Source organism: Paraburkholderia xenovorans (assembly GCF_046030735.1).
GTDB classification, from domain to species: Bacteria; Pseudomonadota; Gammaproteobacteria; order Burkholderiales; family Burkholderiaceae; genus Paraburkholderia; species Paraburkholderia xenovorans_A.
The window spans coordinates 147,919-170,890 of sequence record NZ_JAQQBV010000008.1 but is presented as its reverse complement, the minus strand read 5'-3'; the positions used below and the strand labels follow the sequence as shown (position 1 = coordinate 170,890).

Genomic DNA, 22,972 nt, shown 5'->3' with positions numbered 1-22,972 from the left:
CGGCAGATGAGGTTAAGCGGCGTCGATCATGTGATCGGCGGCTGACAGCGGGCGGCGTGCGGTCTGGTTCGGCGTGTGCTCCGGCGCACCGGGCGGCGTCTGACCCGGCAACGCGGGACCCGAGCGCATCAGCTTGAGCATGTAGTAGATGCCGGTGCCGAACACGAGGAAATAGACGACCACGAACGCCATCAGCGAAATGCCAACCTGCTGCGTGGTGAGCGGCGATACCGCCTGCGACGTGCGCATCACGCCGTAGACGACCCACGGCTGACGGCCCGCTTCGGTGGTCACCCAGCCGGCCAGCAGCGTGATGAAGCCGCTCGGTCCCATCACGATCGCGAAGCGCTGGAACCCCTTCGATTCGAACAGACGCTCACCGCGCCGCAGCACCGCCGCGGCGATCGACATCACGATCATCAGCACGCCGAGTCCGGCCATGATGCGAAAGCTCCAGAACACGACCGTCGAGTTCGGCCGGTCCTGCGGCGGGAATTCCTTCAGCCCACGAATCTCGCCGTCCCAGCTATGCGTGAGGATCAGGCTGCCGAGATGCGGAATCGACACCGCGTAGCGCGTGGTTTCTGCCTGCATGTCGGGAATGCCGAACAGATTCAGCGCGGTGCCGCCTTTCTCGGTTTCCCACAGACCTTCGATCGCGGCGATCTTCGCGGGCTGATATTCGCGCGTGTTCAGGCCATGCTGATCGCCGACGAAAGCCTGGATCGGCGTGAGGATCAACAGCAGCCAGAGCGCCATCGAGAACATCTTTTTCACGGCCGGATCGCGCCTGCCGCGCAACAGATGCCACGCGCCCACCGCCGACACCACCAGCCCCGCGACGATGAACGCGGCGAGCGCCATATGCGCGAGGCGATACGGGAACGACGGGTTGAAAATGATCTTGAACCAGTCGAGCGGCACGACGTGGCCGTTCACCACGTCGAAGCCTTGCGGCGTTTGCATCCAGCTATTGGACGCGAGAATCCAGAACGTCGAAATCAGCGTGCCGATCGCGACCATCAGCGTCGCGCCGAAGTGAGCGCGCGGACTCACCCGCTGCCAGCCGAACAGCATGATGCCGAGGAAACCGGCCTCGAGGAAAAACGCCGTCATGACTTCGTACATCAGCAACGGACCGGTAATGGGACCGGCGAAGCTCGAAAAACCGGACCAGTTGGTGCCGAACTGATAGCTCATCACGACGCCGGACACGACGCCCATCCCGAAAGCCACGGCGAAGATCTTCGACCAGAACAGACACAGATCTTTGTAGTACGCCTTGCCGGTTTTCAGCCAGCGCCATTCGAGCACGGCGATGAAACTGGCGAGGCCGATGCTGAGCGCCGGAAAAACGATGTGGAATGAAACGGTGAACGCAAACTGGATGCGGGCGAGATCGAATGCCGAAATTGCGGAGTTCATGAGCGTGAGGAGCTTTAGGTGCGTCGAGCCCGGAGGCGGACTACGCGCGTCGACCGCTGTCGGTGCGCACTGCGCGAGGCAGTGGCCGAAGAGTAGGGGATCGGCGTTTTTTTTGCTGCACCGCGACGTGCGTCAAAAAACCACGTTGTTTTGCGCTCTTTTTCGCTTTTAAGACGGCAAAGCCTTGATGAGTATCAAGTTTTCCTGACTAGCTGTTTTTGTGCGAACGACGTGCATCACGCCAGACTGCGGCAATCGACCGCGCTGCAACAAGGGGGGCGACGCAGCGGTCGCAGTGCCACGCCGCGTCGAATTCACTACGCGATCGAGATGAACAGTTGCTTGCCGCAGGCGGCGGCATACCGGCGCAACGTGTCGATTGACGGCGAGTGCTGGCCGGACGCAAGCGCCCGTTCGAGCCGCGTGATGGCCGGCGCTTTCGTGCCCATGCGTTCGGCCACTTGCGCCTGCGTCAAACCCGCCTCGCGACGCGCTGCGAGCATCTGGTCCAGCAGCGCGAATTCTTCGCGATTCAGCCGTTCGTATTCGGCGCGTACTTCGGGATCGGCGAGCGCGCGGGCGCGCATTGCCTTATAGGTTGCCATTTCTGATCTCCAGCAGTCTTTTGCGCGCGATCTCGAGTTCGTTGCGCGGCGTTTGTTGCGATTTCTTGATGAAGCAGTGAAGCATCATGATCTTGCGTTCCACGACGGCGCAGTAGAACACCCTGGCGATACCCTCGGCGCCTTTGAGGCGCATCTCGAACAACCCGCCGCCCATGGATGCCGTATGCGGTTCGCCGAGATTCGGCCCGTATTCCTCCATGCGATCGGCTAACGCGATAAAACGTGCGAGGAGTGTTTTCGGCAATGAGGCAACGTTCACTTTGACGCGTTCGTTGTAGAAATCGATCGTAAATGCCATCTGAAATCATAGTAACAAATATGTTATTAACGTGCAAGCTACTGACCTGAGCGGTCTTTTGCTGGGGATCAGCTAAAGCCTGGCGAGCAGCAGTGCTTGAGATCGAACGACTCAGAGAGGGCGAAAGCAGGACCGCGATGAGCGGTTACGACGGCGTTGGCGTAATCAGGGTGTTCGTTCTGGTTTCCGGGCGGGGTTCTATCCGCAGTTCTGTCCGCAGTTCTGTCATTAGCCGACAATAACTCCATCGCCGCCGACTTTCTATCGGCCGATCGGCTAGTCAACAGCCCGGTTTGCTTCTACGATGCAAACAGCCACGCGGCGTTCGTCCAGACCGTGTGGTCGTCCCACGCAGTCATTCAACATTCGTTTCGACTAGTCATTCCGGCTTCCGCGCGGTGCATTGCGTTTTCATTCCGCGCCCGCACGAGTCCGTCATCAATACGTGTCGCTTACCGTGTCATGCTCGAACAGGCGTCTGGTCGCGCGAGCACTTGCCGCCCGGCCGGTCCTGGAGAGCACGCTTCATCCACCTGCCGGCGACGGCAGACTTCATCCAACAGGAGTCCGCAGATGAGCACGATCACCACGAAGGACGGTACGGAGATTTTCTACAAGGACTGGGGCAGCGGCCGCCCGGTCGTTTTCTCGCACGGCTGGCCTCTTAGCGCGGACGCGTGGGACGCGCAGATGCTGTTCCTCGGCAGCAAAGGTTTTCGGGTCATCGCGCACGACCGTCGCGGCCACGGGCGTTCGGCCCAGACGTGGGACGGCAACGACATGGACACCTACGCCGACGATCTCGCCGCGCTGATCGAGCATCTCGATCTGAAGGACGCGACGCTGGTCGGTCATTCGACGGGCGGCGGCGAAGTCGCGCATTACATCGGCCGTCACGGTACGAAGCGGGTGGCCAAGGCCGTGCTGATCGGCGCAGTGCCGCCGCTGATGCTGAAAACGCAAGCCAACCCCAACGGCACACCGATCGACGTATTCGACGGCATCCGCAAAGGCGTGGTCGACGATCGTTCGCAGTTTTTCAAGGACCTCGCGCTGCCGTTTTACGGTTATAACCGGCCGAACGCGAAGAAATCGCAGGGCGTGATCGATTCGTTCTGGGTGCAGGGCATGGCGGGTTCGATCAAGGGGCTATACGACTGCGTCAAGCAGTTCTCCGAAGTCGACTACACCGAAGACCTGAAAAAGATCGACGTGCCGACGCTGGTCCTGCATGGCGACGACGACCAGATCGTGCCGATCGATGCAGCGGGCCGGCGCACGGCGGAGATCGTGAAGAACGCGACGCTCAAGGTTTATCCGGGCGGACAGCACGGCATGTGCACCGTGGAGGCGGATAAGGTGAATGCCGATCTGCTGGCGTTTCTCGGCTCGTAACGCGGCGCTGCGCTGAGCTCTCGATTGAGGTTATGAAAGCGGCGCGCCGATAATCGTGCGCCGTTTTTATTTGCCGCGGCAGTCGCGTCGACATCGCTCATCACGTTGTCGGCCACCCGACACGCGCCGCATGTCGCAACGCCGAGCGAACCACCGCGCGATGGAACGGCGCGATCGCAAGAATATAGAAACGGCCGAGCCCGTTATGGCAGTGCACCACCGTCGATAGAACCAGATAGCGCGCACGGCCGTTGCCGATATCGCGAGTTTGCTGCAGCACCGAAAGCCGAAAATCGAGGTGGCTATCGTCCTCGCCGAGGATGATCTCGCGGGCACTGCGCGTGTAGATCCTGAAGATGTCGACACGCTCGCGCGAGCCTGTCGCCGCTTCCTTGCGCAACTGCGCCGACGTCTTGAGGCCGAAGCGCGCGACCAGCGCATCGCGCAGTTTCAACAAGTGCATGACCCATCCCGCCTGATGCGCGAACAGAAAGCGCGCGAGCAATTCCGGGTCGTCGATTGCGTTGTCCGGCAAGCGGACCGCGAACGCGTCGGCGAGATCGGGTGCGTCGTACAGGCGAGCGACGCCGGACTCGGCGGGCAAGGTCACGGAAAGCACGGAAAGGTCGGCGGCGGTCATGGGCGCGGATTGGACTCGATCGATTCGGCGAGGGCGAGGCAGCGCGGGTGAGCGCGCCGTCCCGCGTCGATTGTGTGGGATGAGGTCGAGTCTACGCCCACCCGCGCGAAGGGCGTCGCAAATCGTTCGGAGAGACCCGCGAACCAGAGCCGATGGATCGACTCATGCGCCGTGCCCCGAACGCGCCACTCAAGCGCTCTTCTGTCCGATCTCGTGATTGGCGAGTATTTCGAGCGCGCGCACCATCGCCGAGTGATCCCACGCGTTGCCGCCGTGCGCGACGCATGCATTGAACAGCGCCTGGCAGGTGGCCGTGTTCGGCAGCGACACGCCAAGCGATTGCGCGGTCGACAGCGCGAGGTTCAGGTCTTTCTGGTGCAGTTCGATCCGGAAGCCCGGATCGAAGCTGCGCTTGGTCATCCGTTCACCGTGCACTTCGAGAATCCGCGACGACGCGAAGCCGCCCATCAGTGCTTCGCGCACACGCGCCGGATCGACGCCGGCCTTGGAGGCCAGCAGCAACGCTTCGCCGACCGCCTCGATCGTCGCCGCGACGATCACCTGGTTGGCCACCTTGCACACCTGGCCGGCGCCGACCTCGCCGATCAGCGTGACGTTCTTGCCCATCATGTCGAACAGCGGCTTCACGCTGTCGAACGTGGCGCTCGCGCCGCCGACCATGATGGTCAGCGAGCCGGCCTTCGCGCCGACTTCGCCGCCCGACACCGGCGCGTCCAGGTACTCCGCGCCGCGCTCGCGCACGCGCGCCGCGAACTCGCGGGTGGCCATCGGCGAAATCGAGCTCATGTCCACGACCGTTTGCCCCGCGCGCAAAGCACCGGCGAGCCCGTTCTCGCCGAACAGCACGCGTTCGACGTCCGGCGTATCCGGCACCATGATGAAGATCACGTCCGCTTGCGCGGCGACGGCGGCCGGGCTGTCGCACGCGACGGCGCCTGCCTGTTCGAGGTCGGCCGGCACGCCGCTGCGCGTGAACGCGGCGAGCGCGACACCGTTCTTGAGGAGATTGGCCGCCATGGGCTTGCCCATGATGCCGAGTCCGATAAAGCCCGCTTTTTGCATGGAATGCTCCTGAGAGGTCGTCGCGGCCGTGGCGGCAGCCCGTCCGCTGACGGGTTCATGGGTGGATGAAGTGCTTCTGCACCGCTTGCGCCGCGCCTTTGAGCAAGCCCATGTCCGCGCACACGGCGATCACCCGGCAGCCCATCGACCGATAGCGTTCCGCATCGGCCTGCACCGGCGCGAGAATGCCGCTCGACTTGCCGGCGGCCTGCGCGCGTTCGAACACGTGGGCGATCGCCTGCTGCACGTCCGGGTGGGCCGCATTGCCCAGGTGGCCGTAGGTGGCGGCGAGATCGGACGGACCGACGAACACGGCGTCGATGCCGTCGACGGCGAGAATCTCGTCGATTGAATCGACGGCTTTGCGGCTCTCGATCTGCACGATCACGCAGACGTTGTCGTTCGCGATGTCGAAGTAGTCGGGCACGGTCGCATAGCGATTGCCCCGGTGGCTCACGGACACGCCGCGAATGCCTTGCGGCGGATAGCGCGTCGCGGCGACCGCGCGGGCCGCGTCTTTCGCGCTCTCGACAAAGGGCACGAGGAAGTTCGACACGCCGCTATCGAGCAGACGCTTGATGAACACGCTGTCGTTGGCCGGCGGGCGGACCACCGGTGCGCTCACGCTGTCCTTGAGCGCCATCAGCTGCGGGATCAGCGTGAGGACGTCGTTCGGCGCGTGCTCGGCGTCGAGCAGCATCCAGTCGAAACCGACGCCGCCGAGCAGTTCGGTCGCAATCGGACTGGCAAGCGACATCCAGCAGCCGATCAGGGTTTCGCCGCCGCACACGGCACGGCGAAAGCTATTGGGCAAAGACTGATACGGCGTGACGCTTGGCATGACTGTCTCCTCGAACTGCGATGGATCGGGGCGTTGCGGCGTTGCGGATGCTTGTTATAAGTTGTCGTATGTCTTAATCAGATTAGCATTCGTGCAATCTGCGGCGACAGGCGCGTATACCCGGATTTTGGTGGGAATGGGGTAAGCATCAGTTGCGCGGCTAGCCTCCTATGTTGTAGGATGACTTATATCTATAGCGGTCATTCAAGGAAAGCGAAATGTCTATTACCGGCGAAATGCTGATCGGTCGCAAAGCGGTGCGCGGCGAAGAAAAACCGTTGCGTGCGTTCAATCCTGCCACGGCAGCCGACATCGCGGAACCGGTTTTCGGTAGCGGCACGGTGGCGAATGTCGATGCAGCCTGCGAACTCGCGCGCGTGGCGTTCGATCCGTACCGGGCGCTGCCGCTCGCGGTGCGCGCCGAATTCCTCGAGCGTATCGCCGATGGCATCGCTGCGCTCGGCGATGCGCTGATCCAGCGCGCGCACGAAGAGTCGGGCCTGCCGAAGGCGCGTCTCGAAGGCGAACGCGGCCGGACGACCGGCCAGCTCAAGCTGTTCGCGCAAGTGGTGCGCGCCGGGCAGTGGCTCACCGCCACGCTCGATTCGCCGCTGCCGGAGCGCAAGCCGCTGCCGCGCTCGGACCTGCGCATGCAAAAGATTCCGCTGGGCCCGGTTGCGGTGTTCGGCGCCAGCAACTTCCCGCTCGCGTTTTCGGTGGCGGGCGGCGATACGGCGGCGGCGCTCGCGGCCGGCTGCCCGGTTGTCGTGAAGGCGCACCGTGCTCACCTCGGCACGTCGGAGATGGTCGGCCGGGTGATCCAGACGGTCGCGCAGGAAATGGATTTGCCTGAAGGCGTGTTCTCGATGATCGTCGGCGCGGGTAATTCCGTCGGCGAGGCATTGGTCGCGCATCCGGCGATCAAGGCCGTCGGTTTCACGGGTTCGCGCGCGGGCGGCACGTCGCTGATGCGCGTCGCGGCGGCGCGTGCCGAGCCGATTCCGGTCTATGCCGAAATGAGCAGCATCAACCCGGTGTTCCTGTTGCCGAATGCGTTGGCTCAGCGCGGCGACAGCATCGCGCGTGGCTTTGTCGATTCGCTGGTGCTGGGCGCGGGTCAGTTCTGTACCAACCCGGGTTTGGCGATTGCCGTCGACGGCGATGCGCTGAAGCGCTTCGTGGCAGTGTCGTCCGACGCACTGGCTGTCAAGCCGGCGCAAACCATGTTGACCAGCGGAATTCACGCAGCGTACGAAGAAGGCGAGAGCAAGCTGGAAGCGATACGCGGTGTCGAAGCGGTGGCGCGCGGTGCCGATGCAACCGGTCCGACTCAGGCGCGCGCCGCGCTGTTCGTGACCGACGCGTCGACGTTCCTGTCGACGCCCGCGCTCGAAGACGAAGTGTTCGGTCCGGCCTCGACGATCGTGCGTTGCAAGGACGAGCAGGAATTGCTGGCGGTCGCCGAGCATTTCGCCGGCCAGTTGACGGCCACCGTGCAACTGGACGCCAGCGACGTGCCGGCCGCGAAGCACCTGATGCCGATTCTCGAGCGCAAGGCGGGGCGTATCCTGGTGAACGGCTTCCCGACCGGCGTCGAGGTCTCGCACGCGATGGTGCACGGCGGCCCGTTCCCGGCGACGTCGGATAGCCGCGCGACGTCGGTTGGTACGACTTCGATCGAGCGTTTCCTGCGCCCGGTGTGCTATCAGGATTTCCCGGCGGAGCTGTTGCCGGAGTCGCTGGCTGACGGCAATCCGCTGGATCTGTGGCGCCGTCGTGATGGTGAGATCACGCGCGGGTGAGGTGTTTCGGCGCGCCGCTGGGGTTGTGGATGAGCGGTGCGCTGGAGTAGGGTGAAAGGCCAAGGCCGGGACATTTCCCGGCCTTTCTTTGTGGCAATCTGATATCACGTCAGGTCCGGGTGCGCTCACAACCCATCGCCGACTCGCCTCGCAGCACGCGTTATTGTCCGGGGTAAGCCGCAGCTTCAATCGCCTGCGTGTCCCAGCAGCCGGCGCGCATGGCGTCTGCGAGCATGCCGAGCGTCAATGCGTGAGCGGGTTTTTCGCGCCGTTTTGGCAAGAGCGAGCCGACGGCTCCAAGCACGTCAAGGCTATCGGGTCCGAAATAGCGGTTGTATGGAAAGTTCTCGGCCACGATGTCAAATCGTCCGGCCCACTTGTCGATGAATTGGATCGCGTCGATCCCGGTCAATCCCAAGTCAATTTCCACCCGGCTTTCAGGTTCGATACGCAAGTGCCCGAAAATCGGTTTGCCCAACTCTTCGCGCGCGAATGCTTCGAGTTTTTCCCACGTTTCGTCTTTTCGGTCGGTCATCGCGCCAACTTGTCCTCTGGCCTAAACAGAACAGCCCCGCAGCTCCAACAAAGAGCAACGGGGCTGTAAGCAAACCACCACCCAATCAGTTATTCGTTTCCACAGGCTCATTAGCACGCCGCAACCGCTCGCGGCTGTTCGACAGATGCATGCGCATCGCCGCGCGCGCGCCCTCGGCGTCGTGACGCGAAATTGCCTCCAGAATGCTTTCATGCTCCAGATTCACGAGCGACAAATAAGCGTCCGGCTCCGCGCGCGCGATACCCGCCGAATCCAGCCGATTGCGCGGAATCAGCGCGCTGCCCATCTGCGTGAGGATGTCGACGAAATAGCGGTTGCCGGTGGCGCGCGCCACGGAAATGTGGAATTGCAGATCGGCGTCGACGCTGTCCAGACCGTTGTGGCGGGTCGCCTCGATCGCGTCGAGCGCCGTGCGCATACGCGCGAGATCTTCCGGCTTCGCGCGCTGCGCCGCCAGACCCGCGCATTCCGTCTCCAGACTGATACGCAGTTCCAGAATCGACAACACGTCGCGCAACGTGGTGGCAGGCACCATGTCGATGCCCAGCTTTTCACGCTGCGGCTCCAGCACGAAGCTGCCGATCCCGTGGCGCGTCTCGATGATCTTGCCGGCCTGCAGACGCGAAATCGCCTCGCGGATAACCGTGCGGCTCACGCTCAGCGTGACCATCAGTTGCGATTCGGTCGGCAGTTTGTCACCGGGTTTCAGCGCATTGGACGCGATCTGCTCGGTGACATACCCGACGACGAACTCGGCCAGATTGCGAGCGCGTCGTGGCGGTGCTGCGGAAGCCAGTGGTGTAGCCATCGAAAACGCCCCTTGAATCAAATAGTTGCAGATATTTTCCTGTGTTTCATTATACCGTCGTCTGACGACTGATTATATAAACGCCAGATCATTTCGTGTCACGCGTGCCGTAGCTCGACCCGCTTGATGTCCTTCACGATCACGAGATAGCTGAATACGGTGAGCAACGCGTTCACCCCGACGAACACCAGCGCGCCGTTGAACGAGCCGGTCTTCGCGACGAGATAGCCGATCACGATCGGCGTCACGATGCCGGCCACGTTGCCGAACATATTGAAGATCGCGCCTGACAAACCGAGCGCTTCCTTCGGCGACGTGTCCGCAACGACCGCCCAGCCGAGCGCGCCGATCCCTTTGCCGAAGAACGCGAGCGACATCAGCGCGACGACGATCCAGTCCGTCGACACATAATTGCAGCCGATGATGCACACCGACAGCAGCATCCCGCCGACGATCGGCACCTTGCGCGCGACCGTCAGCGAGTGGCCGCGGCGGATCATCCCGTCGGACAGAATGCCGCCGAGCACGCCGCCGGAGAAGCCGCAAATCGCGGGCAACGACGCCACGAGGCCGGCGTGCAGGATCGTCATACCGCGCGCCTGCATGAGATAGATCGGAAACCAGGTCAGGAAGAAGTAGGTCAGCACGTTGATGCAGTACTGCGCGACGTACACGCCGACCAGCATGCGGTTGCCGAGCAGTTGACGCACCAGCGACCAGCCGCCGGCACGTTCGATATCCGCGGCACGAGTGGCTTTCGAATGGCCGCTGATCACGCCGCCGCCTTGCTGGATATAGTCGAGCTCGGCGCGCGACACACCCGGATGGTCGGCGGGATTCTTCATCACCTTCAGCCACGTGAGCGCGAGCAGCAGGCCGGTTACGCCCATCACGAGATAAACCGCGTGCCAGCTGAACGCATGCGTGAGCCACGCCATCAGCGGCGTGAAAATCACGGCCGCGAAATACTGGGCCGCGTTGAAAATGGCCGACGCCGTGCCGCGTTCGTTGGTCGGAAACCAGCTCGCGACCACTTTCGCGTTCGCCGGAAACGCCGGCGATTCGGCGACGCCCATCGCGAAACGCAGCACGAACAACGCGGTGACGGCCGCCGCCGCGCTGCCCAGCAGACCGATCGAACTTTGCAGCAACGTAAAGAGCGACCAGAGGAAAATGCTCGCCGCGTACACGCGTCGCGCGCCGAAGCGGTCGAGCAGCCAACCGGCCGGCAATTGCGACAACACGTACGCCCAACTGAACGCGGAGAAGATGTAGCCCATCTGGATCGCGTCGAGGCTGAATTCGGTGCGCATCGCCGAGCCGGTCACCGAGAGCGTCGCGCGGTCCGCGTAGTTGAATGTCGTGATGAGAAAAATCAGCAGCAGGATCGCGTAGCGGACTTTGGTGCGCTTCGCGGCGTCGGCGGGGTTCGCTGTGCGGCTCATTTCCATGGTCATCTCCTGAATCTTGTGCGCGGGAACGGGGTCCCGGGTTTTCTGGTGCGCGCGGCCGGCGTTGCCGCGATAAAAAACGCCCGGCGACGTTACCGTCCCGGGCGCTTCCTGAAGGCGTCGTGCGCGATGCGCACGGCTTGCCGGCGCCGGTCGCGTTACTGCGAGCCGAGCTTCTTGATCAGCACGTCGAGCTTCGCGACTTCTTCTTCGGTCAAATCGGTCAGCGGCGCGCGCACTGGACCGGCGCTGTGGCCGACCAGCTTCGCACCGGCCTTCACGATGCTGACCGCGTAGCCCGCGCGGCGGTTGCGAATGGCCAGATACGGCAGGAAGAATTCGTCGATCAGCTTGCCGACGGTCGCATGGTCGTCCGCGGCGATCGCGCGATAGAACTCCATCGCGGTCTTCGGAATGAAGTTGAACACGGCCGACGAATACACCGGCACGCCCAGCGCCTTGTACGCCGCGGCATAGACTTCAGCGGTCGGCAGGCCGCCGAGGTACGAGAAGCGGTCGCCGAGGCGGCGGCGGATCGACACCATGTTTTCGATTTCGCCCACGCCGTCCTTGAAGCCGATCAGGTTCGGGCAACGCGCCGCGAGGCCTTCGAGCATGTCGGCGTTAAGCTTGGAGTTCGCACGGTTGTAGATGATCACGCCCATGTTCGGCACCGACTTGCACACTTCTTCGGCGTGCGCGGCGATACCTTCCTGGCAGGCTTCGGTCAGATAGTGAGGCATCAGCAGAATGCCGTTCGCGCCGGCGCGCTCGGCTTCCTGCGCGTAGGCGATCGCCACGCGCGTCGGGCCGCCGGCGCCGGCGAGAATCGGCACCTTGCCCTTGCAGACTTCGGTCGCCGTGCGCACGACCTTCGAGTAGTCGTCGTGCGTCAGCGAGAAGAACTCGCCCGTGCCGCCCGCCACGAACAGTGCCGACGCGCCGTAGGGCGCGAGCCATTCGAGGCGCTCGGCGTAAGTGTCGGCGCGGAAGTCGCCTTGTTCGTCGAAGTCGGTGACCGGGAAGGAGAGAAGGCCTTCCGAAACGATCTGCTTGAGTTCCTGCGGTGTCGTCATGATGTATATCCAGGCGTCGGAATTGTGGTGACCGTAGGTCACGATTTTGGGTGGTGACTGAGAAATGGAGATTTCTTATACGTCATCGTACAACAACAAATCCGCTAACTCAACGGGGATTTAACGGCATAATGCGTGCCCTAGGGTAAATACGGAACCGCGACCGCATCTTTCATGTTGTAGGATGACGTATGAATAGCTGGCACAGCAGGCGCGCTGGCGCCAAAAGGATCGATGCAATGGATAATTCCCCGCTCTACATTCGCGTTCACCCCAATGACAATGTTGCGATCGTCGTCAACGACGGCGGTCTGGGCGAGGGCGCGGTATTTCCCGACGGCCTCGCGCTGCGCGAGCGTGTGCCGCAAGGGCACAAGGTCGCGCTGGCCGATCTGGCCGAAGGCGACGAAGTCATTCGCTATAACGTCGTGATCGGCTATGCGCTGAAGGCGCTGCCGAAGGGCAGCTGGATCAACGAACACGTGATTCGCATGCCGAGCCCGCCGGGCCTCGAAGACCTCCCGATCGCCACCATCAGGGCGCCGGAGATGCCGCCGCTCGAGGGTTTCACGTTCGAGGGTTATCGCAATGCCGACGGCTCGGTCGGCTCGCGCAACATTCTGGCGATCACCACCACAGTTCAATGCGTGGCCGACGTGGTGCAGCACGCCGTGACGCGCATCAAGGCCGAGTTGCTGCCGACGTACCCGAATGTCGACGACGTCGTGAGCCTCGGCCACACGTACGGCTGCGGCGTCGCGATCGACGCGCCGGACGCGATGGTGCCGATCCGCACGGTGCGCAATATCAGCCTGAATCCGAATTTCGGCGGCGAGGTGATGATGGTCAGCCTCGGTTGCGAAAAGCTGCAACCCGAGCGTTTGATGCCGCCGGGCACGATTCCGATCGCCGCGGCGGCGAATGTCGCGGAAGTCGCCGACATCGGCGATATCGAGGCGGATCTGAACGGCGACGTGGTGGTGTTGCAGGACGACTCGCACGTCGGCTTCCAGTCGATGATCGAATCGATCATGAAAATGGCCGACGGCCATCTGAAGCGGCTGAACAACCGGCGTCGCGAGACCTGTCCGGCATCCGATCTGGTGATCGGCGTGCAGTGCGGCGGCAGCGATGCGTTCTCCGGACTGACCGCGAACCCCGCGGTGGGCTTCGCGACCGACCTGCTGGTGCGCGCCGGCGCGACCGTGATGTTCTCGGAAGTCACCGAAGTGCGCGACGGCGTCGACCAGCTGACGGCGCGCGCGGCCAACGCGGAGGTTGCCGCGGCGATCATCCGCGAGATGCAGTGGTACGACGATTATCTGAAGCGCGGCGGCGCGGACCGCAGCGCCAACACCACGCCGGGCAACAAGAAGGGCGGCCTGTCGAACATCGTCGAGAAGGCGATGGGTTCGATCATCAAGTCGGGCAATTCAGCGATTTCCGGCGTGCTGTCGCCCGGTGAGAAGGTTCGCCAGAAGGGCCTGATCTACGCGGCCACGCCGGCCAGCGATTTCATCTGCGGCACGCTGCAAGTCGCCGCCGGCATCAACCTGCATGTGTTCACGACCGGCCGCGGCACGCCGTACAGCCTCGCCGAAGTGCCGGTCATCAAGGTCGCCACGCGCTCGGATCTGGCGCGCCGCTGGCACGATCTGATGGACATCAACGCAGGTACGATTGCGACCGGCGCCGCCACCATCGAAGACGTCGGCTGGGAACTGTTCCGCCTGATGCTCGACGTGGCGAGCGGGCGCAAACAGACTTGCGCCGAGAAACTCAAGCTGCACAATGCCTTGACGCTGTTCAACCCGGCGCCGGTGACCTGATCCGGGCTCGCCCGAACCGCTTTGAACCGCTTTGAACCGCCCGGCTGTCCCGATCTGATCGACGTAATCACCTAGTAGATAGACACATGACCGACTCAACGCTTGAACGCCCAGTGACACAGAAACCTTTTCGCCGCCTTCTGCTGACCGGCGCCGCCGGCGGCCTCGGCAAGCAACTGCGCGGCGCGCTCGCCGCGTGGGCCGATATCGTGCGTGTCAGCGATATCGTGCCGCTCGGTGAAACGGCTGCACATGAAGAAGCGTCGATCGTCGATATCGCCGACGAAGCCGCGGTGCTCGCGCTGCTCGAAGGCGTGGACGCGGTCGTGCACCTCGGCGGCATTTCCGTCGAGGCGCCGTTCGAAGACCTGCTCGAAGCGAATATCCGCGGGATGTACAACCTCTATTCGGCGGCGCAGAAGCAGGGCGTGAAGCGCATCGTCTACGCCAGCTCGAATCACGCGGTCGGTTTTCATCCGACCACGTCGGTGCTCGACATCGACGCGCCGCTGCGCCCGGACAGCCTGTACGGTGTGACGAAGTGCTTCGGCGAATCGCTGTCGCGCTATTACTTCGACCGCTTCGGGCTGGAAACCGTGTGTCTGCGGATCGGTTCGTCGTTCGAGCAGCCGAAGAACCCGCGCATGCTCGTCACCTATCTGAGCTTCCGCGACCTGATCGAACTGGTGCGCTGCTCGCTGTTCACCAATCGCGTGGGTCACGCGATCGTCTACGGCGTGTCGGACAACCGCACCAAGTGGGTCGACAACACGAAGGCGGCGTTCCTCGGCTTCCGTCCGCAAGACAGCTCGGTCGAGTTCGAGCATCTGTTTCCGGTCACGGCGCCCACCGCCAATTTCGACGATCAAACCCAGTACTACCAGGGCGGCCCGTTCGTGCTGGCCGGCCCGATGGAGCCGAAGCGATGAGCGCCGCGACGAATCCGCGAGTCGAACGGCTCGAAGGTGCCGGCGAGGTGCCCGCGCAGGTCGGCGAAAGCCCGGTGTGGCGTGCGGCGGAACAGGCGCTCTACTGGGTCGACATTCCGGCGCGCAAGATCGTGCGCTTGCGGGTCGACTCGGGTGAGCGGTCCGAATGGGTGATGCCGGAGCAGGTGGCCTGCATCGCGTTCGATCATCGCGGCACTGTGCTGGCCGGCTGCGAGACCGGGCTCTTTGCCGTCACGTTGCCGCAAGGCGCGCGTCACGGCGAGGCGGTTGCGGTGACCGGCAGGAAACTCGCCGCGCCTTCGTTTCCGGTCGCGGGCATGCGTTTCAACGACGGCCGCTGCGACCGGCAAGGGCGCTTCTGGTCCGGCACGATGGTGCAGGACATGTCGGCGGCCAATCCCGCCGGCGCGCTGTATCGCTTCGATGAAAAGGGCGTGCTGTCCGCGCCGGTGGTCGACAGCCTGATCACGCAGAACGGCCTTGGCTGGTCGCCGGACGGCACGACGATGTATATGTCCGACTCGCATCCGTTGCGGCGCACCATCTGGGCGTTCGACTACGACACCGAAACCGGCGAGCCGCGCAACCGGCGCGTGTTCGCCGATCTGCACGACTACGCCGGCCGTCCCGACGGCGCAGCGGTGGATGCCGACGGCTGCTACTGGATCTGCGCGAACGACGCGGGCCTGCTGCTTCGCTTTACGCCGCAGGGCAAGCTCGACCGGCAGATCGCCGTACCGGCGGTAAAGCCGGCCATGTGCGCATTCGGCGGCCGGGATCTGGATACGCTGTTCGTCACGTCGATTCGCCCCGGTACAGGCGCCACCGAACACGACGGCCATCTGTTTGCGGTGCGTCCGGGCGTGACCGGCCTGGCTGAGCCGGAATATGCCGGCGCGCTCTGAAAGCGGCTGGTAATCGTCTACGAACGGGCGCCGCGCAATTAGTCTGCCGGTGCCCGACAGTCGCCTGTTTTATTCATCACTCGTCGTACAACAAAGTGGCGAAAATGCCACTTTGCAGCCATCTCTTTTTCTCATCATCAGCCGCCCGGCATCCGCGTCATTTAACTCTAAATCCTTTGTTGACTTAGGGTTGCGCGTGATTTCCAGCCGGAAACTCTTACGCAAAAATTGGACTTGTCCGGGTAAATACCGGCTGTACAACTGCACCCTCGTTTTATAGACTTCATATGTCGTCGTACAACATATGAGCCCAAACAATTTGCTTTCGAGATAGCTTGGGTTCGCGGGACGAAGAGGGCGGGTGCTCTGCGTAATGTGTCGATCGCGCGGGCTCACGCCGATGCAGTTGAAGTGCAGAAGTCGTGTTGTCTGACAGGAGTGCTGAGTATCTGTGCCGGGGACTTTGCACAGGCCAGCGCGGCAAAGCGTCGTTGCCCCACGGGCGAGGATGGCCGAGCCGGAGACGCAATAAAACCATGTCACATCCGCGAGCGGCCCTTTCCAATCGACTGGATGGTTCAAAATTTCAAGGAATGTCACGATGAAAAACAAGTTCGCCACTTCCCGTGTTTCGCTGCTCGTCGCCGCTTCCGTGCTGGCCTTCAGCACCGTGTCGGCTCATGCGCGCACGTTCCGCGTGTCCGATGTGCATAGCGACGCCTATCCGACCAACATGGCCGTGAAGTACATGGGCGAGCAGATCAGCAAGGCGACGAACGGCAAGGACACGGTGAAGGTGTTCGGCAACAGCGCACTCGGTTCGGAAAACGACACGATCGACCAGGTGCGGATCGGCGCGCTCGACATGGCGCGCGCGAACGGCGCCGCGTTCAACGAAATCGTTCCTGAATCGATGATCCCGTCGCTGCCGTTCCTGTTTCGCGACATCGACCATTTCCGCAAGGTGATGTACGGCCCGGAAGGCCAGAAGATTCTCGACGCGTTCAAGGCGAAGGGCATGATCGCGCTGACGTTCTACGAGAGCGGCGCGCGTTCGATGTACTCGAAGAAAGCGGTCCATTCGCCGGCCGACATGAAGGGGCTGAAGGTGCGCGTGCAGCCGTCGGATCTGATGGTCGACGAAATCAGGGCGATGGGCGGCACGCCGACGCCGATGCCGTTCGCCGAAGTCTATACGGGCCTGAAGACGGGGCTCGTCGACGGTGCGGAAAACAATCTGCCGTCGTACGAAGAAACCAAGCATTTCGAAGTCGCTCAGGTCTACTCCGAAACCCAGCACTCGATGACGCCGGAAGTGCTGGTGTTCTCGAAGAAGGTGTGGGACACGCTGACGCCGCAGGAACAGGAGATCATCAAGAAGGCCGCGGCCGACTCGGTGCCTTACTACGTGAAGCTGTGGACCGCGCGTGAAAACGACGCAGCCAAAATCGTGACGAAGGGCGGCGCGACGATCGTGCCGGCTGCGCAGATCGACCGCGCAGCGTTCGTAAAGGCGATGCAGCCGGTGTGGGCGAAGTATGAAAAGACGCCGCAGATGAAGCAGCTCGTCGACGAAATCCAGGCCGTCAAATAAAGAACCCGTTGTGCCGTGACACGAAAAGCCGTGCAGATGTTCTGCCGGCTTTTCTGCTGCATGTTTCCTGTACCGCTGAAGTTGTACAGGATGCCTGAACGAACAAGATGAGTCAGTCGTATGCAAGGATGGGGTCAATGAGCTTCATGAAACGCCCAAATGATTTTCTGTTTCGCCTGCTGGTGGTCGTCGCGTCGGTGAGTCTCGCCGTGCTGTGCCTGCTGGTGATCTACAGCGTCGTGATGCGCTATGTGTTCAGCGACGCGCCGGATTTCGTCGAGCCGATCGCATTGCTGCTGGTCATCGTGATCGCGATGTTCGGCGCCGCGTTGAAGGTTCGCGAAGGCGGCCATATCGGGCTCGATTCGCTGGTGACGAAATTGCCGCCGAAAGGCCAGACCGTTGCGCATGCGTTCCAGCATCTGTGCCTGATCGCATTGGCGGTGGCGATTTTCTTCGGTTGTCTGCAGATGGCCGAAACGACGATGGACGACCGCATTCCGATTCTAGGCCTGCCGGAAGCGCTTCGTTATGTGATTCCGGTCATCGCCAGCGTCTGCATTGCACTGTTCTCGTTCGAGAATCTCCTGGCGCTTTTCGTACAGAAACAAAAATAGAACAATCATGGAACTTGCCCTTCTTTCTATCAGTTTTCTTGTCTTCCTCGTTCTCGGGGTTCCGGTTTCATTCGCGTTGGGGCTATCCTGCGTCCTGACCTATCTGTATGAAGGCCTGCCGGCTGCGACCGCGATGCAGTCGATGATCTCCGGCATGAACGCGTTCTCGTTCCTCGCCGTGCCGTTCTTCATTTTCTCCGGCGAGCTGATGCTGCACGGCGGTATCGCCGACCGTATCCTGCGTTTCGCGCAAGCCACTGTCGGGCATTTCCGCGGCGGCCTCGGCATGGCGAACGTGGTCGCCTGCACGTTGTTCGGCGGCGTGTCCGGTTCGCCGACCGCCGATACGTCGGCGATGGGCGGCGTCGTGATTCCGCTGATGAAGCGCGAAGGCTATAGCGCCGCGTATGCGGTCAACGTGACCACGCACTCGTCGCTGGCCGGCGCGTTGATGCCGACGTCGACCAACATGATCATCTACGCGTTCGCCGCACAAGGCATCACGGGGACGCTCAACGGTCACCAGATGAGCGGCGTGTCGATCGGCGATCTGCTGTTCTCCGGTCTGCTGCCCGTGCTGTGGGTGATGGGCTTCGTGCTGATCGCCGCGTACTGGCAAGCGGTGCGCTACGGTTATCCGCGCCGTCCGGACGGTTCGACCGAACTGCAGCGCTTTCCCGGCTGGTTCGCGGTGGGCCGCACATTCCTCGGCGCATTGCCCGGCCTGATGGTGATCGCGATCATCCTGGTGTGCGTGGCGAAAGGGATTGCGACGGCGACGGAGGCCGCGGCTATCGCGGTGGCTTATTCGCTGGTGCTGACCATCGTCGTATATCGCACGATGACGATGACGAAGCTGTTCCATGCGCTGTCGAAAGCGGCGAAAACCACTGGCGTGGTGCTGCTGCTGATCGGCGTGTCGAACATGTTGCGCTACCAGATGGCGTATCTGGAGATTCCCGATGCGATCGAGCGCATGCTCGACGGCGCGACCAGCATGCCGTGGCTGATGCTTCTGTACATCAACCTGATCCAGATTTTCCTCGGCACGTTCGTGGACATGGCAGCGCACATCCTGATCACGACGCCGCTGTTCCTGCCGATGGCGATGCATAGCGGCGTGGGTCCGGTGCAGTTCGGGATCATGATTCTGCTGAACTGCGCATTGGGTCTCGTGCATCCGCCGATCGGTTCGGTGCAGTTCATCGGTTGTGCAATCGGCAACGTGTCGATCGGCGAAACCACCAAGGTGGCATGGCCGTATTACCTGGCGATTTTCAGCGCGATCAACGTCGTGACCTATGTACCGATGTTTTCCACGTGGTTGCCGAGCCTGATCAATGGACACCCGGTTTTCTGACGAGTGCATTCGGAGTGGACGCTGTACAGACAGCGCCTAATTAAAAATAAGTTTTTTACAGAGGAGCACAAATGAAAAAGGCACTTGCAACCTCCGCCCTTGGGTTGGTCGCCCTCGGCGCGCACGCTCAGAGCAGCGTGACGCTCTACGGGATCATCGATACCGGCATCGGTTATCAGAGCAGCCAGGCGGCGCTCGGTTCGAACTCCGGCGGCCACTCGGTCGTGAAGGTGGTCAACGGCATCTGGGCCGGCAGCCGTTTCGGCCTGAAGGGCAGTGAGGATCTGGGCGGCGGCACCAGGGCGATCTTCCAGTTGGAAGAGGGCTTCAACAGCGCGACCGGTGCGCAAGGCGTCTCGGGTCTCGCGTTCAATCGCCAGGCGTATGTGGGTGTCGCCAATTCGACGTTCGGTTCGCTGACGGCAGGCCGCCAGTACACCGCGTACTACACGATGCTGTCGCCGTACAGCCCGACCACGTGGCTGACCGGCGCTTACGGCGCGCATCCAGGCGATATCGATTCGCTGGATACGCTGTACCGCGCGAACAACTCGCTGGTGTATACGTCGCCGAACATTCATGGCCTGACGGTCAGCGGCTCGTATTCGCTGGGCGGCGTGGCCGGCAGCCTGAATGCCGGTTCGACGTACAGCGCGGGCGCGCAATATGCGAACGGCCCGATCGGCCTCGCGGTGGGTTTCCAGCGCATCAATAACTCGACGCCGGGCGGCGGCGCGTGGGGCGCGGATTCCACGACGTCGAACGCGGGTGCTCAAGCCGGCGTGTCGGGCATCAACAACGGCTACCAGACGGCGCAAGCGCAGCAACGTGTTGCGGTGACGGGCGGCTATACGTTCACGTCGCAATGGGATATCTCGTTCTCGTATTCGAACGTGCAATACATCCCGGGTATCAACTCGAAGTTCAGCAACGAGGCAATCTTCAACACGGGTGGCCTGGTGCTGCACTACAAGCCGCTGCTGTCGCTGGATCTGGCCGCGGGATATAGCTACACGCGTGCTACGGAGTCGAACGGGATCACGAGTTCGGCCAGCTACAACCAGTTCAACCTGTCGCAGTACTACAGCCTCTCCAAGCGCACCGGCCTGTATGCGCTGGAGGCTTATCAGCGCGCGAACGGCAAGACGCTGGGCACGAGCGGCAACATCATCAACGCCACCGCCGATATCGGCGACGGCCAGAACGGTGCGCCTTCGTCGTCGCGCAGCCAGTTTGCTGCGGGCGTCGGCATCATCCACAAGTTCTAAGTATCGGGTGGAACGGCGGCGCGGTTTCGATACGCGTCGTCCGGCAGGACAGGAGCTGCGTGCGTTATGCCCGCAGCTCTTTTTTTTGGCTTGTTTTTTTGCGCTGAGTTTTGTGGCCGACGCTGCTGCTTACGCGTCTGTGTCGGACCACAGGCGGCCACCTGTCGCCCAGTTTTCTCGCTTCACGTCGGTGAGAACGATGTCGACGGAATTCGGCTCGACGCCGAGCGTTTCGCATGTTGCCTGGGTAATGGCTTTGACGAATTCGCGTTTCTGCTCGAGCGAGCGGCCTTCAAACAGTTCGATGTGAAACGTGGGCATTGCGGAGTCTCCGTGATGGATCGGGTTGAGTGTGAAGCTCGGAAAATCGGCGGACTGAATTCACTCGCGATAGCTGCGGTCGAGACGGTCGAGTTTGCGCAGCAGGGCCGGCCATTCTAGTACGCCTTCAACGGCACCGCCGTCATGGAGCTGTTCTGCGGTGCGCGCGCAAACGGAATCGTCGGGCACGATCAATTCCGCACCACCGGCCTGGGCCTGCAACTGGATCTCGCATGCCTTGATCAGCGTGGCCATCAGCACATACGCTTCGGCGACGGTGCGCCCCGCGGTCAGTGTGCCGTGATTGCGCAACAGCATCGCCGGTTTGTCCGCGAGATGCGCGACGAGGCGTTCGCCTTCCGCTGGTGTGAACGCGAGACCTTCGTAGTCGTGATACGCGAGGTGGCCATAAAAGCGCAGCGCGTGTTGCGAGGCCGGCAGGAGTCCCGCCGGTTGCGCGGACACCGCGATGCCCGCGGTATTGTGCAGATGCATCACGCAGAACGCGTCTTCGCGCGCCGCATGCACGGCGGCGTGCAACGCGAAACCGGTGGCGTTCACCGGATGCTCGCTCGTGCCGACCACATTGCCTTCGATATCGATCTTCACGAGGTTCGACGCGCGCACTTCGTCGAACGCGAGACCGAATGGATTGATCAGAAAGTGGCCCGGTTCGTCGGGCACGCTCGCCGAGATATGCGTGTAAATCAGGTCGTCCCAGCCGTTGAGCGCGGCGAGCCGGTAGGCGGCGGCCAGGTCGACGCGCGTGCGCCGTTCCGAGTCGGATTGCGGGCCGGTCTCGGCGATGCGGCCGGCGGGTGTGTGGGTGAAGGACATCGGTAGCTCCTGTCGCTGTCTTCTGTCATTGTTTTGCGTGCTGAACCTGCGCGGTCTGGCCCGGATGTCTCGCGGGTGCCGACGCCAGCAACTCGATCGCTCGCCGGGCGTTTGCGTGTTCAGGATGTGGGCTGCTGGGCACAGCGGCATTGCGTGCTGCGCTAACCGCCATACGCCTGCTAAAACCGAAGCGATTCGCGAACCACTGCATGCTCCATGTCGCCAGCACAAACGGTGCGGTCATCGCAGGCAAGCCGTAATATGCCGCGAGCGCTTCCAGCACGACAGAAAGCGCCACGCCGGCCGCGATTGTCGTGATGCCGCAGTCAGCCAGAGCGATCGCGGTCAGTGCGCCGTTGAATCCTAACAGGCCCACGCTGAACGAGCTTGTATGCGCGCCGATCAACAGATGAGCAAAGCTCGCGAAGCCCGCGCCGAACAAAGCCCACAACGCGTGTCGTCGCGATGCCGCTGCAATGCCGATCACCACCAGCAAACCCGGCAACGCACCTGACGCAAAACCGATCTGTGCGAAGCTGGAGAACACGCCAGTGCACCCTTGCACGACACTCAGCGCGTGATCTGGAGAAAGTTTGGTTTGCGGCTCCATGCCAGCTTTCATGAGCGGTAACCAGAGCCACGTAACGATCAGGCACGGGCTCGAAAAAACGCTGAGCCCGCGCGCGCGCAAACGGCGCGACCACGGCTCCAGCAACCACGCGGTGGCGGTCGCCGCGAGAAGCGCCACCGCGGCGGCTGTTGCGTTGTCGGCGATGAAGCTGAACGCGGCGAGGCCGGCCAGCGCACCGTTGAAACCGTGTAGACCGGCACGTGTGTCGTCTTCGTCGCAGCCGGCCAGCAACGCGCTTACGTTCGCCGCGACTGCACCCATCAGCGCCGCGCACGCGAGCCGCGGATCGTAGAGCAGCCACGCGGCGAGCAGGCACGCGCCGGTGAACGAGTCAGCTTGCAATGCGATCTGGCCGAGGCTGCGCAGCAAGGTGCGCAGCGCGGCGGATTGCGCTTCGGTTGCGGCGGCGTGCATGGCGTGAGATTGACCAGGTTCGATTGCGACGATGCGCGTCGCCGCCGAGGCGTGTGGACAGCGCCGTCGACGAGTCGCGCGGGATGCGAACCGCGAGCATAGGCCGCCGGCGCGCCGGCGGGCATGGCCGCACGTTGATAGTGGCTATTTGCAACACATACGCAGGGTAGGGACGTACAAGGGAATCGCAAGCTTTCGCGCTAGGATGGATGCCCGGTGCGCGTCGCGCGCCGCTATTCACGGAG

General features: G+C 62.7%; 22 protein-coding genes and 1 pseudogene. 9 read left to right on the top strand and 14 right to left on the bottom strand.

The annotated features are described in order from the left end of the window. Positions 1 to 12: 12 nt before the first annotated feature. The 3 genes from PQQ51_RS10405 to PQQ51_RS10395 form a co-directional block, all read right to left on the bottom strand. On the bottom strand, positions 13 to 1,425 hold the full coding sequence (locus PQQ51_RS10405; RefSeq protein WP_408496686.1) for a cytochrome ubiquinol oxidase subunit I: 1,413 nt from the start codon (positions 1,423 to 1,425) through the stop codon (positions 13 to 15). 317 nt (positions 1,426 to 1,742) lie between these two features. After that, positions 1,743 to 2,030 carry a type II toxin-antitoxin system RelB family anti-toxin gene (relB, locus tag PQQ51_RS10400; RefSeq protein ID WP_408496685.1) on the bottom strand — a complete coding sequence of 96 codons (288 nt, stop codon included), beginning with the start codon at positions 2,028 to 2,030 and terminating at the stop codon, positions 1,743 to 1,745. Further along, positions 2,017 to 2,349 (bottom strand): type II toxin-antitoxin system RelE/ParE family toxin, encoded by a 333-nt coding sequence (locus tag PQQ51_RS10395; protein WP_408496684.1) that lies wholly within the window; start codon positions 2,347 to 2,349, stop codon positions 2,017 to 2,019. Before PQQ51_RS10395 ends, relB begins: the two co-directional genes overlap by 14 nt. 573 nt (positions 2,350 to 2,922) lie before the next feature. On the opposite strand from PQQ51_RS10395, the gene PQQ51_RS10390 reads away from it, so the two are divergent. Further along, positions 2,923 to 3,744, top strand: coding sequence for an alpha/beta fold hydrolase (locus PQQ51_RS10390; protein WP_408496683.1), 822 nt, complete (start codon positions 2,923 to 2,925; stop codon positions 3,742 to 3,744). Positions 3,745 to 3,844: 100 nt separating this feature from the next. Here PQQ51_RS10390 and PQQ51_RS10385 read toward each other — a convergent pair whose 3' ends face one another. From PQQ51_RS10385 to garL, 3 genes and pseudogenes are all read right to left on the bottom strand, one after another. Beyond that, entirely contained in the window at positions 3,845 to 4,384 is a 540-nt protein-coding gene (locus tag PQQ51_RS10385; RefSeq protein WP_408496682.1) for a DUF2867 domain-containing protein, read from the bottom strand. 189 nt (positions 4,385 to 4,573) lie between these two features. Next, positions 4,574 to 5,512 (bottom strand): annotated as a pseudogene (locus tag PQQ51_RS10380) (2-hydroxy-3-oxopropionate reductase); the annotation flags it as partial. 10 nt (positions 5,513 to 5,522) lie between these two features. Then, positions 5,523 to 6,308, bottom strand: a complete 786-nt coding sequence (garL, locus tag PQQ51_RS10375; protein ID WP_408496680.1) for a 2-dehydro-3-deoxyglucarate aldolase — start codon at positions 6,306 to 6,308, stop codon at positions 5,523 to 5,525. Between the two features lie 218 nt (positions 6,309 to 6,526). Here garL and PQQ51_RS10370 point away from each other — a divergent pair, with 218 nt between their 5' ends. Then, on the top strand, positions 6,527 to 8,110 hold the full coding sequence (locus PQQ51_RS10370) for an aldehyde dehydrogenase (NADP(+)) (RefSeq protein ID WP_408496679.1): 1,584 nt from the start codon (positions 6,527 to 6,529) through the stop codon (positions 8,108 to 8,110). Between the two features lie 160 nt (positions 8,111 to 8,270). Here PQQ51_RS10370 and PQQ51_RS10365 read toward each other — a convergent pair whose 3' ends face one another. The 4 genes from PQQ51_RS10365 to kdgD form a co-directional block, all read right to left on the bottom strand. Continuing rightward, entirely contained in the window at positions 8,271 to 8,645 is a 375-nt protein-coding gene (locus PQQ51_RS10365) for a DUF1493 family protein (protein ID WP_408496678.1), read from the bottom strand. A gap of 85 nt (positions 8,646 to 8,730) precedes the next feature. Continuing rightward, positions 8,731 to 9,474 carry a FadR/GntR family transcriptional regulator gene (locus PQQ51_RS10360; protein ID WP_408496677.1) on the bottom strand — a complete coding sequence of 248 codons (744 nt, stop codon included), beginning with the start codon at positions 9,472 to 9,474 and terminating at the stop codon, positions 8,731 to 8,733. Between the two features lie 98 nt (positions 9,475 to 9,572). After that, a complete protein-coding gene (locus PQQ51_RS10355) occupies positions 9,573 to 10,925 on the bottom strand; it encodes an MFS transporter (RefSeq protein WP_408496676.1) in 1,353 nt (450 codons plus the stop codon). A gap of 158 nt (positions 10,926 to 11,083) precedes the next feature. After that, a complete protein-coding gene (gene kdgD / locus PQQ51_RS10350; RefSeq protein ID WP_408496675.1) occupies positions 11,084 to 12,001 on the bottom strand; it encodes a 5-dehydro-4-deoxyglucarate dehydratase in 918 nt (305 codons plus the stop codon). A gap of 239 nt (positions 12,002 to 12,240) precedes the next feature. Here kdgD and garD point away from each other — a divergent pair, with 239 nt between their 5' ends. The 3 genes from garD (at position 12,241) to PQQ51_RS10335 (ending at position 15,685) form a co-directional block, all read left to right on the top strand. Further along, positions 12,241 to 13,830, top strand: a complete 1,590-nt coding sequence (gene garD, locus PQQ51_RS10345) for a galactarate dehydratase (RefSeq protein ID WP_408496674.1) — start codon at positions 12,241 to 12,243, stop codon at positions 13,828 to 13,830. Between the two features lie 86 nt (positions 13,831 to 13,916). Then, positions 13,917 to 14,759 (top strand): NAD-dependent epimerase/dehydratase family protein, encoded by an 843-nt coding sequence (locus tag PQQ51_RS10340; RefSeq protein WP_408496673.1) that lies wholly within the window; start codon positions 13,917 to 13,919, stop codon positions 14,757 to 14,759. After that, positions 14,756 to 15,685, top strand: coding sequence for an SMP-30/gluconolactonase/LRE family protein (locus tag PQQ51_RS10335; protein WP_408496672.1), 930 nt, complete (start codon positions 14,756 to 14,758; stop codon positions 15,683 to 15,685). The genes PQQ51_RS10340 and PQQ51_RS10335 overlap by 4 nt, the downstream gene beginning before the upstream one ends. A gap of 69 nt (positions 15,686 to 15,754) precedes the next feature. On the opposite strand, the gene PQQ51_RS10330 is transcribed toward PQQ51_RS10335, so the two are convergent. Then, positions 15,755 to 16,297 (bottom strand): hypothetical protein, encoded by a 543-nt coding sequence (locus PQQ51_RS10330; protein ID WP_408496671.1) that lies wholly within the window; start codon positions 16,295 to 16,297, stop codon positions 15,755 to 15,757. Here PQQ51_RS10330 and PQQ51_RS10325 point away from each other — a divergent pair. The 4 genes from PQQ51_RS10325 to PQQ51_RS10310 all read left to right on the top strand — a co-directional run bounded on the left by PQQ51_RS10325 (position 16,287) and on the right by PQQ51_RS10310 (position 20,524). Further along, entirely contained in the window at positions 16,287 to 17,279 is a 993-nt protein-coding gene (locus tag PQQ51_RS10325; RefSeq protein WP_408496670.1) for a TRAP transporter substrate-binding protein, read from the top strand. The two genes, PQQ51_RS10330 and PQQ51_RS10325, sit on opposite strands and share 11 nt — an antisense overlap. A gap of 137 nt (positions 17,280 to 17,416) precedes the next feature. Next, complete coding sequence (locus tag PQQ51_RS10320; protein WP_408496669.1) at positions 17,417 to 17,896, top strand: TRAP transporter small permease; 480 nt, start codon at positions 17,417 to 17,419, stop codon at positions 17,894 to 17,896. A gap of 7 nt (positions 17,897 to 17,903) precedes the next feature. Next, positions 17,904 to 19,256, top strand: coding sequence for a TRAP transporter large permease (locus PQQ51_RS10315; RefSeq protein WP_408496668.1), 1,353 nt, complete (start codon positions 17,904 to 17,906; stop codon positions 19,254 to 19,256). A 71-nt stretch (positions 19,257 to 19,327) separates the two neighbouring features. Next, positions 19,328 to 20,524, top strand: a complete 1,197-nt coding sequence (locus PQQ51_RS10310) for a porin (RefSeq protein ID WP_408496667.1) — start codon at positions 19,328 to 19,330, stop codon at positions 20,522 to 20,524. A gap of 129 nt (positions 20,525 to 20,653) precedes the next feature. Here the strand turns inward: PQQ51_RS10310 and PQQ51_RS10305 are convergent, their stop codons facing one another. Genes PQQ51_RS10305 through PQQ51_RS10295 form a run of 3 tightly spaced genes read right to left on the bottom strand, consistent with a single transcriptional unit; the run spans position 20,654 to position 22,727 of the window. After that, a complete protein-coding gene (locus PQQ51_RS10305) occupies positions 20,654 to 20,845 on the bottom strand; it encodes a 4-oxalocrotonate tautomerase (RefSeq protein ID WP_408496666.1) in 192 nt (63 codons plus the stop codon). A gap of 60 nt (positions 20,846 to 20,905) precedes the next feature. Next, complete coding sequence (locus PQQ51_RS10300) at positions 20,906 to 21,682, bottom strand: class II aldolase/adducin family protein (RefSeq protein ID WP_408496665.1); 777 nt, start codon at positions 21,680 to 21,682, stop codon at positions 20,906 to 20,908. A gap of 25 nt (positions 21,683 to 21,707) precedes the next feature. Continuing rightward, positions 21,708 to 22,727 (bottom strand): urea transporter, encoded by a 1,020-nt coding sequence (locus PQQ51_RS10295; RefSeq protein WP_408496664.1) that lies wholly within the window; start codon positions 22,725 to 22,727, stop codon positions 21,708 to 21,710. Positions 22,728 to 22,972: the final 245 nt, after the last annotated feature.